Here is a 13,034-nt window from a genome sequence, read left to right as displayed (position 1 = left end):
TCGGCGGGCTTCAACCTAGGACCTTACCATGACGAGATCATTAGCGTTCCCGGACTTTTCTTCGCGGTGCGGCAAAACGCCGTCGGACCGGAAGGGACCGCCCCGGGGCGGGTGGCTCTCCTTCCGAACCGTGTTTCCGGCACCCGCTCGCCCGATCAGGCGCTGAGCGCCCGCGGCCGGTCGAGGCCCTGGTGGATCGCCCACAGCGCGGCCTGGGTCCTGTTCGCGGCCTTGATCTTGCGCAGCAGCTGCTTGACCGACGCCTTGACCACCATCTCGCTGAGCGACAGGTGGTCGGCGATCATCCGGTTGCTGTCGCCGTTGACCAGGCGGCGCAGGATCTCGGCTTCGCGGACGGTCAGTCCGCGGGGCGCCGCCGGCTTGGGGGCCGGGATCCTGAAGGCGCTCAATCCGGCCGGAAGCAGGGTGTGCCCGTCCATCACGCGGTCGAGTGCCGCGGTCAGTTCGCCGGGATCATGATCCTTGGTGAGGTAACCGTCGGCATGCGCCTCGACGGCCTGCCGCAGGCGGTCCGTCTGGAGATTGGAGGTCAGCATCACGAGGCGGGCGTCCGGTATGGCGGCACGCAGGGCCGGGATGGACTGGGCCTTGTCCGAACCGGGATCGAGGACGATCAGCCGAGGTGCCGGCCTGACCTCCGAGAGCCGCGATGCCAGCGCCTCCTCGACGGTCGCATGCTCGGCAACCACCTGATAACGCGAGCCTTCGAGCAGGCGCACCAGGCCCTGGCGGAACAGGCGGTGCGGGTCGATCAGCAGGGTCGGGGTCATGGGTATACTCCATCGCGGGAACCTGACCCAAAAAGACCATGCGAGCCGAACGCACACAGTGAAGTAGTTCACAAACGGTAAAGAAATTTTCTTTTTTCGGCTTGATAATCCAGTTGCGAACGCGCCGGGCACCGGATGCGACATTTTGATCGCCGATGCCGCGCCCGGACTCGCGTCGGAGCATCTGTGGCATGGTTGGAACGCAGACGCATTCAAGGTGGAAAAGCCATCGAAAACTACTCTTGCCGAGGGTCGCCGATTCAGGATATGCAACGATATGTATAGAATTTGAATCTAACTATTTAAATTTCGAACGAACTGCGGACCCGTTTCAAATTCCTGCGCCGAGGAGACAGCATGCATAGGTATATCGCCGGATCGGGGTCGTGGCCGATGCTGGCCGTGGCGTTCCTCCTCCTGCTGGCCGGCGCGGGGTGGGCATTCCCGGCGCAGGCTGGACCCTTGAAGGTCGTCTACGTGGAACTGCCTCCCTACACCTATACCGATCCCGACGGCACGCCCAAAGGAAGCCTGATCGAACTGACGCGAAAGGTCGCGGCCGACGCCGGGGTGGAGTTCACCGCGGAGTCCGTTCCGGCGCGGCGCCTGTTCCAGGGGATCGCCGCGGGTGAATACGACATGTTCATCGGCATAAAGACTCCGGAGGCGTTCCAGGGCACGACGGTCGCGAGCAGGTCGGTGATCGCCAGGATCGATCTCCATGCGTGGTCGTTCGGCGCGGTGCCGGAGATCAGGGCCAAGGAGGATCTGGCCGGCAAGCAGGTGATCGTGCTGACCGGCTATTCCTACGGCGGCTGGCGCAGCTATTTCGAGGATCCCGCGAACGGCATCCAGATGGTTGAGGCGAGGGCTCCCGAGCAGGCCCTCCAGCTGCTGGTCGCCGGGCGGGCGCCCATCCTGCTGCAGTACGAGCTTCCGATGGAACGGGCGCTGGGCGGCAAGCGTCCGCCCGACCTCAGGTCGAGCCTCATCTCCAGCCTGGACTGCCATTTCGTCGTGTCGCTGAAACGTCCGGACGCCGCCGAACTGGTCGGCAGGCTGGACGCCGGATTCGAGAAGCTCAAGGCGGCCGGCGCCTTGCCCTGACGCCGGACCCATAAGCCTCCTTTCCCTCGAACCACTGTCGAAGCGGAACATGCCCGATCCAAACGCTACACCGGAAGCCGCCGGAATCACCGGCCGGTTCGGTATCCGCCAGAAGGCGCTGATCCTGATCGGCGCGACCATGCTGCTGTCCGGCGCCCTGTCCATCGGCGTCACGCTCCACCGGTCCGGGCAGGCGGCCTATTCCGACCTGGGAACCCGTGCCGACATCATCGCGGCGCTCCAGGCCCGGTCCGCGGCCATCCCCCTGTTCGACCTCGACTTCGAACAGGTGGCGGAACTGGTCAAGGCGGCGGCAGGGGACCCCGACTACCTCGCCAGCTTCGTGCGCGATCCCAAGGGGAAGGTCGTCGCCGCCGTCGGCGACCTGGAGGCGACGGAGGGCTTCATCGAGGTCGTCCGGGAAATCCGAGGCGGTGCCGGCGGGCAATCCGCCAGGATCGGCGAATACGTGCTGCGGCTGAAGACGGCGCGGACCGACGCGCATCTGCGTTCGCAGGCGATGGTCCAGATCGGCGGTGGCGTCGCGGCGCTGTTGGTCGTCATGGCCATCCTCTACGCCATCATCGCCTCCTTCAGCGGTCCGCTGGAGAAGCTGACACGGTTGGTCGGGCGGCTGGCCTGCGGAGACCACGGAGTCACGGTTCCCGATACCGGCCGCGGCGACGAGATCGGCGCCATGGCGCGCGCGGTCGACGTGCTGAAGGCCAAGGCGCTGGAGAGGGAACGGCTGGAAGCCGAGAAGATCGAGTCCCGGGCGGCGGAAGCGGCGCGGGCCGGGCGCCTGACCGATCTGGCCGCGGCGTTCGACAGCAGCGTCGAACTGGTCATCGTGGAAGTGTCCGGGACCGCCGGGCAGATGAAGGCCGGAGCCGAGGGGGTGCTCGACGGCGCGCTTGCCGTCGACCGGCGGAACAGCACGGTCGCCGCCGCGGCCGGGCGGGCATCCCGGAGCGTGTCCATCGCCAGCGGCGCAGCGGAGGAACTGACCACGTCCATCCAGGTCATCGCCGAAAGCGTCGGCCAGTCGGTGCTGGTTTCCGGCCAAGCCATCGGCAAGGCGGACGAGACCCGGCGGACCGTCGAGTCGCTGGCGGAGGCCGCTCACAAGATCGGCGAGGTGACCGACCTCATCAACCAGATCGCCGGACAGACCAACCTGCTGGCGCTGAACGCGACGATCGAGGCCGCCCGGGCGGGGGAGGCGGGCAAGGGGTTCGCCATCGTCGCGTCGGAGGTCAAGAACCTGGCCAGCCAGACCGCCAAGGCGACTGAGGAGATCGCCGGCCAGATCCGGGCGATCCAGGCGGTGACGCATGAAACCGTCTCCGCCATGCAGCAGATTTCCGCCGCCATCACGGACCTGAACGACCGTTCCGGCCAGATTTCCGCCGCTATCAGCGAGCAGCTCGGCGCCACGACCGAGATCGCGATCCAGATCAGCGGAGCGGCGGAGGGGGCGGAGACGGTGGCCCTGACCATCCAGGAGGCTGCCGGCGCCTCCCATGAGGTTTCCACCGCCGCGCGGGAGACGGTGCAGCTCGCGGCGAAGCTGCAAGAGCGGTTCAGCGCGCTCCGCACCGAAGTCCGCCAGTTCCTGGACTCCGTGAAGGCGGCCTGACTTAAAGGCAGCCGGCGCCGGGGCGGAGGAGCCTTTCGTCGGTGCCGGCTGTTGGATCATCGGCCGGCGCCTTCCGGCGGCGCCGGCGGTCGTTCCCCGATCCAGGCCCGTCATCCAGGAGCATCGCGCCCTTTGCCCCCGTCAGTTCCCGCCGCCGGTTTCGGCGGCATCCTCCGAGCCCTGCGCAATCCCAACTACGGCCTCTACACCGCCGGCAACGCGGTGTCCCTGATCGGGACTTGGATGCAACGCATAGCGGTGGGCTGGCTGGCTTGGCAACTGACCGGTTCGGGCGCTTGGCTCGGAGCCATCGCGTTCGCCGACCTGTTCCCGACGGTGTTGGTCGGCCCCTTCGCCGGGGCGGTGGCCGACCGTTGGGATCGCCTGCGAGTCACGAAGGTCAGCCAAGCGCTGGCCATGCTCCAGGCGATCACCCTCTTCGTGCTGACCTGGTTCGACCTGATGACCATCGAACTGCTGTTCGCCCTGACCGTGGCGCTCGGCGTCATCGCCGGCTTCAACCAGCCGGCCCGGCTGGCGCTGATTCCCAGCCTGGTGCGGCGACAGGATCTGTCGGCGGCGGTCGCGATCAATTCCATCATCTTCAATTCGGCCCGGTTCGTCGGTCCTGCGGTCGCCGGCTTGATGATCGTGACCGGGGGAGTGGCGGCCGCTTTCGCCGTCAACGCCCTCAGCTTCGTGTTCTTCCTGGTGGCTCTGGCGCGCATCCGCCTGCCGGCCGAACCTCCGGCACCGCCGCGGGCGCGAAGTTCGCTGTTCCGCGACGTGGGGGACGGGATCCGCTACACCGCCTCCCATCAGGGGATCGCGCCGATGATGATCCTGCTGATCGTGGTCTGCCTGTGCGTCCGCCCGGTCGTGGAACTGCTGCCGGGTTTCGCGGCGGCCGTCTTCGCGTCGGGAGCGGGCGGGCTCGCCGTGCTCACCTCGACCATCGGCGCCGGCGCGGTGCTGGGCGGACTTTGGCTGGCTCGGCGGACCGAGCCCGGCGGGCTGACCGGCATCGCGCTGGGCAACACGCTGGTGCTGTCGCTCGCCCTGCTGGCCTTCGTCGCGACGGACCGGTGGTGGGTGGCGATACCGGCGCTCGGCATCCTGGGAGCCTGCATGGTCGTCACGGGCGTCGGAACCCAGACGCTTCTCCAGCTGTCGGTGGCCGCCGAGATGAGGGGCAGGGTCCTGAGCCTTTACGGAGTCATTTTTCGCGGCGGTCCGGCGCTTGGCGCCCTGGCGGTCGGGGTGGCGTCGGAGCGGTTCGGGCTTCGTATCCCGCTCGCGGCGAGCGCGGGAGTCGCGGTATTGGCATGGATCTGGACATGGTCCGGACGCGCACGGATCATCCGGGCGCTGGAGCCGGAAAGCCATGCCGAATGACGCTCAACCTGGTGGAAAGTTGTGGGTCAAAGGTAACTTTCATTTGCTTTCATTGAAACAAACGTTGCGGCATTCAATACGATAGTCCTGCCGATAATGTTCTTCGACCTCGCGTCTGTCAGTCTTTGGACGGCAGAAAAACATCATGAATTATTTAGGTAACTTGCTGATATAGGCCGTAAGGCGTGCTATGGTGCCTCGAAGTATGACAAACGGCCGAAAAGGCGGAGCCGGACGTGGAGAGACGACATTCAGACGCATCCGCGCCGGAAGGGTGGGGCGGTTCGCCGGGCGATTTTGAGGCCGCGGGTTTTCGGACCAATGTTCTGGTCCTGGACGACGATGCCGCGGTCTGCCAAGCCTTCGCCTTCACGCTGGAAGACCTGGGATGCTCGGTCCTGGCGGTCACCGGCATCCGTGAGGCGTTCTCCCTGATCGCCAGCCGAGGGTTCGTTCCGGATCTCATCATCGCCGACCAGGGCCTGGAGGACGGAATGACCGGGCTCGAGGCCGTCCGTCTGCTTCGGACCCGCTTCGGCAAGCTGATCCCCGCCTGCATCGTCACGGGCGATGTCCTGGCAGACGCCCTGCGAGACGTCTCGGCCGAGGATATCGGCTGCCTCGCCAAGCCGATCGGCTCCGCGGAACTGCAGGCCCTCGTCGCTCCCGGAGCCATGGCGTCCTGCCCGGGCATGCGCACGGAGCTTGAATTTCGACCGGCATGGCAACGATGAAGTAGCCGGTTCCCGCGAATTCGTGTCATATCCCTGACTGTTCCGGTCTCGCGAGACCGTTTCACTGCGGTGGATGCGGCCGAATGCCGGTGGGTACCGAAAAGCTGTGGGGAGTCCTGCGCGGTCTTCGATTGCGCCTGATGCTGCTGGTCTGCTGCGGCGTCCTTCCCTTGTCCCTCCTTGTCCTTCACCTCCTCGAACAGCAGCGCCAGCAGATCCTGACCGCCGCGCGCGACGACGTGATGACCTTGGCACGCGAAGCGGGCATGCTGCAGGGCGAGGTTCTCGACCAGGTGCGGGGGCTGCTCCAGGTGCTCACGGCGATTCCGGCCCTGCGGGAATTCGAGGAGGGGACCTGCAGCACGATGCTGGACGAGATCGTCCGGCACCAGCCCAGGCTGACGTCGCTCTGGATCGCGCGGCCCGACGGCAGCGTGCCGTGCAGCCACCATCCGGCGGGCCTCGCCCTCAACATGGCCGAGCGCGCCTATTTCCAGGATGCCGTGTCGGAGGGCAGGTTCATCGTCAGCGATTACCTGATCGGCCGGGTCAGCGGGCGGCCGGTCCTCGGCACCGCCTTGCCGTTCCGCAGGCCGGACGGGCCGATCGCGGGCGTCGCGCTGGCCGGCGTCAATATCGGCTGGCTTCACAGGCTGGCGGAACAGGTCGTCAACGCGAAGCACATAAGCCTGGTCCTGGTCGACGGAAAAGGCACCTTGCTGGCCCACGGCTCGGCCGCCGCACCGTCCGACCCGCCGGTCGGCTCGAAGGTCGCGGACCACCCGCTGATCGCCGCCATGCTGGGGAGCCCGGAGGGCACCATCGAGACCACCGATCTCTCCGGCGTGAGCCGCCTGTTCGCCCATGTGGCGCTTCCCGGAACGGATGCCAGGCTGGCGGTGGGCATCGAGCGCGATGCCGTCCTGGCCCAGATCGACCGGCAGCGCACCATCAGCCTCGTCACCCTTTTCCTGGTGGCGGCGGCCTCCCTGACCGCCGCCGCCCTGGCCGGGGAGGTGCTGGTGCTGCGCTGGCTCAACCGCCTGCGGGAGGCGGCGGCACGCCTGGGCCGGGGCGACCCGTCGGTCCGGGCGCCGCTGCCTCCCGGCGTCGAACTTCGGGAACTGGCCGGCGCCTTCAACGACATGGCCGACAGCCTGGAGCAGCGCGAGCAGAGCCGCAGCGAGTCCGAGGCGCGGTTCCGCGACATGGCCGAAGTGTCGAGCGACTGGTTCTGGGAGACCGGGATCGACAACCGCTTCACCTATATCTCGAAGGGCATCAACCTGACCGGGGCCGGGCAGGATCTTTTCGTCGGCGCGCTGAGGGAGGAGCTGGCGGCGCAGCCGGCCGACGAGGCCGACCGCGAGACCTGGGACCGCTACAGGGAGGACCTCCGGGCCCGCCGCCCTTTCCGCGATTTCACCTACCGGATCATCATGCCAGGCGGATCGGTCCGGCACCTGTCGACCAGCGGCAAGCCCGTGTTCGACCGGACGGGCCGGTTCACCGGTTATCGCGGCGTCGGACGGGACGTGACCCGGGAGGTCGAGGCGGAACAGGCCGTGAGGAAGGCGCGGGAAGCGGCCGAAGCGGCGAACCAGGCCAAGTCGCAGTTCCTCGCGATCATGAGCCACGAGCTCCGCACGCCCATGACCGGCGTGCTCGGAACGATCGACCTGCTTTCCGACACGGATCTGTCCACCGAGCAGGCCCAGTGGCTGGCCATCATGCGGACATCCGCCGAGACGCTGATGACCGTGCTGAACGATATCCTGGACTTCTCGAAGATCGAGGCGGGCCAGCTCCAGTTCGAGCAGGTCGCATTCCGGCTCGGCGCGGTGACCCGCGAAGTCACCGGCCTGTATGCCCGGCTGGCGGCCGACAAGGGGCTGTCCTTCACGGTCCGCCAGGACGGACTGCGGACCGACGAGGTGCGCGGCGACCCGGTGCGGCTGCGCCAGGTCCTGTTCAACCTCGTCGGCAACGCCGTCAAGTTCACCGACCGCGGTCGCATCGAGATCCGGGTCTCGGAGGTGCCGTCCGACTCCGCCGGCCTGATCGTCAGGTTCGAGGTGGAGGACACCGGGATCGGCCTCAGCGACGAGGAGCGCGGCCATCTTTTCAAGGCGTTCTCGCAGGCCGACGCGACCACGACCCGCCGATTCGGGGGGACCGGGCTCGGCCTTGCGATCTGCAAGCGGCTGGTCGAGGCCATGGGCGGGGACATCGGGGTCGAGAGCGTGCCCGGCGTGGGGTCGACCTTCTGGTTCACCGTCGTCCTGGGACGCTCCGCCGTGCCCGCCCCGGCTCCCCGGCCGGATGGGGGTGTGCCGGCTTCCGCCCCCAGGCGCGTGCTGCTCGCCGAGGACGACGATCTCAACCGCCTGCTGATCGCGACCATGATCCGGCGCATGGGGCATGAGGTCCGGACAGCCGAGGACGGCGCGCGGGCCGTGGACGAGGCGGCGGCAGGCGGCTACGACGTCGCCATCCTGGACCTTCAGATGCCGGTGCTGACCGGGCTGGAGGCAGCCCGGCGGATCCGGGCGATGCAGGGGCAAGCAGCCGGCCTGCCGCTGGTGGCGCTCACCGCCGACGCCATGCCCGAACGGCAAGCGGAGCTTCAGGAGGCCGGCTTCAACCGGTGCCTGACCAAACCGGTCGACCTTCGCCAGCTCGCCGAGGCGATCGGGGGCCTTACCCAGTCGGCCGACGATCTGCCGACATCGGCGGTTCGCTGAACGATCGGGATCGCGGAGCGGGATCGAGGGAACAGGAGGGGACGCCGACCGTTAGGCTCGGACGATCCGGTGGCCATGGTGGAAAGCCCGTGACGATGGTGCTCAGCTTTCCTGTGCGGTGCCGTGACTGCCTTGATATGATTGCCGGAAACCGGCAAAGGGAGATCTAGGGGAATGAGCCTGTTCGACGAAGTTGAGAATCGGGTGAGACAACGCGCCTACGAGATCTGGCAGCGCGAGGGATGCCCGGAGGGACGGGAGGCGGACCACTGGGCGCTGGCCAAGGAAGAAATCGCGATCGAGGACAACCAGTCCCAGACGCTGGCCCCCAATCCGTCGCAGGGCGGCGACGATACCGTCGTCCATCCCGAGCCCGTCGAACCTCTGCTGGCAGCGGAAAGCCTGGAGGAGGATATCGGCGGTCCGACCAACCAGTCGGACGAGCAGCCCCTTCCCAAGCGCACCCGCACCCGCCGTACGGCCGCCGCAGGTGATGCCGAACCGGCCCCGGCACCGTCGGAAACAGCCGGAGCGGCCAAGACGACCCGGACGCGGAAGGCCAAATCCAAGGAATAGGATCAGGCCGCGTCGCTTACCGCGATCAGGCCGCCCAGCGCGCCGTAAGCCTTGCGATCGGCGCGCATCAATTCCAGCAGTTCGCGCAGGCTCTCCTGCGCGAAAGCGCAGTTCTGCCGGTCCAGTTCGGCGCGGGTCAATTCGATGAAGCTGTCGAGCAGACGGGCATGCACCCGGCAGGCGGAGCGGAGTTCGGAAGCGATGATCGGGGTGCGCATGTCGACTAGCCCTTCGGCTCATGTTGAACGTGGCTCCATTACGCTTTTTTCCGGTTAATGACTGGTAAAAGACTGGTCCTCACAATCGATTTCAGACGAACTACCTCTTTCGAGAAAAAAAGCGTTCGCACATCGCGCTACTCAGCCGTTCTCCCGGCCTTGGAAATGTCTGTGCTCTCCTTGCGGCGTTTTTTCATCCTTTGATGGCGCGGAGCTCTGCCGATCCGCTTGGGTGGGAATCAGGTTGGTCAGCTTGGCGTAAGCTTCCCCCCGGAATTCCTCCAGCTGTTCCGCGACTTCCCCGGGCGACCGGCCGAGCGAGCGGAGCAGCAGGCCGCCCAGGCGGAGACTGCCCTCCACCATCTCCGGGACGACGTGATTCGCGCCGGCGTCGCGCAGAAGCCTCTGGTGCTCATGGTCCCGCGCCCGGGCGTGGATGTCGAGCAAGGGGCTGAGCCGCCGGATCGCCTCCACCGCCCGCTCGGCCGCGTGGGGCTGGTCGAGCGTCACCACGGCCGCGCGGGCGCGGTTGACGCCGGCGGCCTTCAGGACCTCGGCCCGGCTCGCGTCGCCGTAGTAGATCGGAAGGCCGCGCGCCCGGCCCTCCGCGACCCTCGACGGCTCCAGGTCGAACGCCATGTAAGGCAGGCGCTGCGCCTCCAGCAGCCGGGCGATGGTCTGGCCGACCCGGCCGAATCCGGCGATGATCACATGGCCCTTGAAGTCGCGGGCGTCCTTCTCCAGCCGGTGGAGTTCGGCCGGTCCGACCCGCGGCGACAGCAGCGAGCCGATCCATCGGCCCGCCACCATCAGGAACGGCGTCAGCGCCATGGTCAGCGCCACGACCGCCAGCATGAGCTGGCCGACCTGCCCCCCCAGCACGCCCAGCCCCATCGCGAGGCTGAACAGGACGAAGGCGAATTCGCCGCCCTGGCCCAGGCTGAGCCCGACCTGGGCCGACACCGCCGTGGGAAAGCCGAAGGCCCGGCACAGCATGGTCAGCACGACCGCCTTGCCCAGCACCAATGCCGCGACCAGCGACAGCACCAGCGGCGCTTCCCGGACGACCAGCCCCAGGTCGATCGTCATGCCGACGGTCATGAAGAACAGGGCGAGCAGGATTCCCCGGAACGGCTCGATGTCGCCCTCCACCTGGTGCCGGTATTCGGTCTCGGCGATCAGCAGGCCGGCCAGGAAGGCGCCCAGCGCCATCGACAGGCCGGCGACCTCGGTCAGGTAGCTGACGCTCAGCACGACCAGCAGCGTCACCCCGGTGAACAGTTCCGGCGACTTCGCCGCGGCGACCGCGCGCAGCGCCGGCCGCAGGATCAGCCGCCCGACGACCAGGATGACGAGCAGCGCCGCGACCGCCTTCAGCGCGGCCATGCCGAGCGCGCCGGCGAGGCGGGTCCCGCCGCCGGCCAGCAACGGCACCAGGGTCAGCAGCGGGACCACCGCCAAGTCCTGGAGCAGCAGGATCGCGAAGGACACCCGGCCGTGCCGGGTCGGCAGCTCGCCGCGCTCCACCAGGATCTGCAGCACGATCGCGGTGGACGAGAGCGCCAGGCCCCCGGCCAGGATCGCTGCCGCTTCACGCGGCTGGCCCAGCCAGCGGGCGGCGAAATAGAACAAGGCCGCGGTGACGACGACCTGGAGCGTGCCCAGCCCGAAGACATGGAAGCGGATCGCCTTGAGCCGCTCGATCGACAGTTCGAGCCCGATCGTGAACAGCAGGAACACGACTCCGAAATTGGCCAGGACGGTCATCCCGGAAACGTCGGAGACGATCGCGAGCCCGGCCGGGCCGATCAGCATTCCTGCCACGAGATATCCCAGCACCGGGCTTGAGCGCAGCCGCTGGAAGATCGGCACCACCAGGATGGCGGCGGCCAGGACGACGAGGACGTCTTGAAGATCTTGGGTGGCGTGCATTCGCGGCTCGACAACAGGGGCATTTCGGAGGACGGGTCACTCGCCCCGGACTTCCTCCACCATATCGACCAGCCGCGAATAATCCTTAACGACCAGCGCATGGCTGCGTCGCTCGACGATCCCGCTCCGGGCAAGGTCGCTGAGCACGCGGGCGACCGTCTCCCGGGTCGTGCTGACCCGGCTCGCGATGTCGCCATGGACGGGAATCGGGGAGATCTCCGCGGTGTTGTCGGGCTTGAGCCCGGGCTTGGCCAGGCGGACCAGTTCCGCATGGACCCGGTTGTTGGCCCCGAGCGTGCTGAGATCCATGATCCGGCCGGTCGCGTTGCGGATGACCGAGGCCATCCGCTGCATCAGCATCAGCGCCACCTTGGGATGGGTCGTGACGATCTCCTGGAACAGGCGGGGCGGGACGAAGGCGATCAGCGTGTCGGTCAGCGCCACCACCGTGGCGGACCGCGGCTCGCCGTCCAGGGCCGAGAGTTCGCCCATGTAGCCTCCGGCGGACACGTCGTCGAAGCTGATCTCCCGGCCGGACATGGAGAACATCACGACGCGCACCCGGCCCTCGACGACCAGGCAGGCGTCCCGGGTCTCGCTGAGATGGTCGATGATCTGCTCGTCGGCCTTGTAGCGGCGCCAGCTGCACTGGCGGACGATGGCGGCGCGTTCTTCCGGCGTCAGGGACGCCAGCAGATCGATCCGGTCAAGCGAGGCGGCCTGCACTTCCGACACGGTTGGATACTCCAGCAAGCAAGGGGCGCCATGGAACGGCAGGGGCGGACGAGGAGGGCGAAGGCTGAGGGGAGGATAGCCCACGACAGTTTCGCCCGCGACCCCCTGAAACTTGCCGGTCGATCCAGAATCGTCCCGCACCGGCGAAATGACCTGTTGTACGCTTCCGATCAGCACCGATCTCATGAGTCACGGCAATCGAGGCATTGTGCCGCCGTCGGCTTCGGCCCATCATCAACCAGCGTGTCAGCCCAGGTTCCGCCCGTGCTCCCCCAAGAAGATCCCGACCAGTCCGCGTCCTCCCCCGCCACCCCGGTCAAGGGCGGCAAGCCCCTGCGCATCGGCCTGATGGGCCGGCTCCGGGCCTATTTCCTGGCGGGCATCCTGGTGACCGCGCCGGTCGCCATCACGCTCTATCTCGCCTGGGCGGTGATCAACCTGATCGACACCGCGGTGTCGCAACTCCTGCCGGCGCAGTACAATCCCGAGAATTACCTGCCGTTCAGCGTCCCCGGCCTGGGCGTGGTGATCGTGATCGTGGCCCTCACGCTGACCGGCGCCCTGACCGCCGGCGTCATCGGGAGGCTGGTGGTTCGCGCGGGCGAGGCGGTGCTGGCCCGCATGCCGGTGGTGCGCAGCGTCTACGGCGCCACCAAGCAGATCCTGGAGACCGTGCTGGCCAACCAGTCCTCGGCCTTCCGGGAAGTCGTCCTGGTCGAATATCCGAGGCGCGGGATCTGGACCCTGGGCTTCATCACAGGCCATACCCAGGGCGAGGTCCAGGACCTCACGGTGGACGACGTGGTGAACGTCTTCATCCCGACCACGCCGAACCCGACCTCGGGGTTCCTGCTGTTCGTCCCCCGCTCCGACCTGCACGTGCTGGAGATGACCGTGGAGGAGGGGATCAAGATGGTCGTCTCCGGCGGGATCGTCACGCCGCCGGACCGCCGTCCGGCCGCCGCCCGGCGCGCGACCGTGGAGGAGCGGTCCAGGGCGCCGGAGACCGTGGAGTAGGCGGGGAGCCCGGTCGGACGGCGACGGGCGAGCGCGGACGGCATCCCGCGATCTCCCTCGGTGCCGCTTGGGGGCTTTGGGTGTTAACGCTGGTGACGTCCCCATTCCGGTTCGGCCGGGCAATCAGACCGAGTGCCGTGTTCCCC

The 13,034-nt window shown here is 67.7% G+C and carries 11 protein-coding genes; 7 read left to right on the top strand and 4 right to left on the bottom strand.

Annotated elements, in window-relative coordinates:
• Positions 1-155: 155 nt before the first annotated feature.
• Positions 156-791 (bottom strand): LuxR C-terminal-related transcriptional regulator, encoded by a 636-nt coding sequence (locus tag IGS68_RS16320; protein WP_201071204.1) that lies wholly within the window; start codon positions 789-791, stop codon positions 156-158.
• A 357-nt stretch (positions 792-1,148) separates the two neighbouring features.
• Between IGS68_RS16320 and IGS68_RS16315 the strand changes: the two genes are divergently transcribed.
• The 6 genes from IGS68_RS16315 (at position 1,149) to IGS68_RS16290 (ending at position 8,986) form a co-directional block, all read left to right on the top strand.
• Positions 1,149-1,898 (top strand): substrate-binding periplasmic protein, encoded by a 750-nt coding sequence (locus IGS68_RS16315; RefSeq protein WP_201071202.1) that lies wholly within the window; start codon positions 1,149-1,151, stop codon positions 1,896-1,898.
• Positions 1,899-1,947: 49 nt separating this feature from the next.
• Positions 1,948-3,537: a methyl-accepting chemotaxis protein gene (locus tag IGS68_RS16310; RefSeq protein ID WP_201071200.1), complete on the top strand. Its 1,590-nt coding sequence runs from the start codon at positions 1,948-1,950 to the stop codon at positions 3,535-3,537.
• 132 nt (positions 3,538-3,669) lie between these two features.
• On the top strand, positions 3,670-4,932 hold the full coding sequence (locus IGS68_RS16305; protein WP_201071199.1) for an MFS transporter: 1,263 nt from the start codon (positions 3,670-3,672) through the stop codon (positions 4,930-4,932).
• A gap of 236 nt (positions 4,933-5,168) precedes the next feature.
• Entirely contained in the window at positions 5,169-5,666 is a 498-nt protein-coding gene (locus tag IGS68_RS16300; protein ID WP_201071196.1) for a response regulator, read from the top strand.
• Positions 5,667-5,749: 83 nt separating this feature from the next.
• Complete coding sequence (locus tag IGS68_RS16295; RefSeq protein WP_201071193.1) at positions 5,750-8,410, top strand: ATP-binding protein; 2,661 nt, start codon at positions 5,750-5,752, stop codon at positions 8,408-8,410.
• 174 nt (positions 8,411-8,584) lie between these two features.
• A complete protein-coding gene (locus IGS68_RS16290; RefSeq protein WP_201071190.1) occupies positions 8,585-8,986 on the top strand; it encodes a DUF2934 domain-containing protein in 402 nt (133 codons plus the stop codon).
• 2 nt (positions 8,987-8,988) lie between these two features.
• Here IGS68_RS16290 and IGS68_RS16285 read toward each other — a convergent pair whose 3' ends face one another.
• The 3 genes from IGS68_RS16285 to IGS68_RS16275 all read right to left on the bottom strand — a co-directional run bounded on the left by IGS68_RS16285 (position 8,989) and on the right by IGS68_RS16275 (position 11,871).
• Positions 8,989-9,204, bottom strand: a complete 216-nt coding sequence (locus IGS68_RS16285) for a hypothetical protein (protein WP_201071188.1) — start codon at positions 9,202-9,204, stop codon at positions 8,989-8,991.
• A gap of 141 nt (positions 9,205-9,345) precedes the next feature.
• Positions 9,346-11,136 (bottom strand): monovalent cation:proton antiporter-2 (CPA2) family protein, encoded by a 1,791-nt coding sequence (locus tag IGS68_RS16280; protein ID WP_201071185.1) that lies wholly within the window; start codon positions 11,134-11,136, stop codon positions 9,346-9,348.
• Positions 11,137-11,172: 36 nt separating this feature from the next.
• Positions 11,173-11,871 carry a Crp/Fnr family transcriptional regulator gene (locus IGS68_RS16275; protein ID WP_247880910.1) on the bottom strand — a complete coding sequence of 233 codons (699 nt, stop codon included), beginning with the start codon at positions 11,869-11,871 and terminating at the stop codon, positions 11,173-11,175.
• Between the two features lie 264 nt (positions 11,872-12,135).
• On the opposite strand from IGS68_RS16275, the gene IGS68_RS16270 reads away from it, so the two are divergent.
• Positions 12,136-12,888: a DUF502 domain-containing protein gene (locus IGS68_RS16270; RefSeq protein WP_371821786.1), complete on the top strand. Its 753-nt coding sequence runs from the start codon at positions 12,136-12,138 to the stop codon at positions 12,886-12,888.
• Positions 12,889-13,034: the final 146 nt, after the last annotated feature.

It is taken from the genome of Skermanella sp. TT6 (assembly GCF_016653635.2).
Classification (GTDB): domain Bacteria; phylum Pseudomonadota; class Alphaproteobacteria; order Azospirillales; family Azospirillaceae; genus Skermanella; species Skermanella cutis.
The sequence above is the reverse complement of the archived record's forward strand: the minus strand, read 5'-3'. Positions and strand labels throughout refer to the sequence as shown.

Coding starts and splice junctions, on each gene's coding strand:
- IGS68_RS16320 (WP_201071204.1), bottom strand. CDS start 791: ATGACCCCGACCCTGCTGATCGACCCGCACCGCCTGTTCCGCCAGGGC.
- IGS68_RS16315 (WP_201071202.1), top strand. CDS start 1,149: ATGCATAGGTATATCGCCGGATCGGGGTCGTGGCCGATGCTGGCCGTG.
- IGS68_RS16310 (WP_201071200.1), top strand. CDS start 1,948: ATGCCCGATCCAAACGCTACACCGGAAGCCGCCGGAATCACCGGCCGG.
- IGS68_RS16295 (WP_201071193.1), top strand. CDS start 5,750: ATGCCGGTGGGTACCGAAAAGCTGTGGGGAGTCCTGCGCGGTCTTCGA.
- IGS68_RS16290 (WP_201071190.1), top strand. CDS start 8,585: ATGAGCCTGTTCGACGAAGTTGAGAATCGGGTGAGACAACGCGCCTAC.
- IGS68_RS16285 (WP_201071188.1), bottom strand. CDS start 9,204: ATGCGCACCCCGATCATCGCTTCCGAACTCCGCTCCGCCTGCCGGGTG.
- IGS68_RS16280 (WP_201071185.1), bottom strand. CDS start 11,136: ATGCACGCCACCCAAGATCTTCAAGACGTCCTCGTCGTCCTGGCCGCC.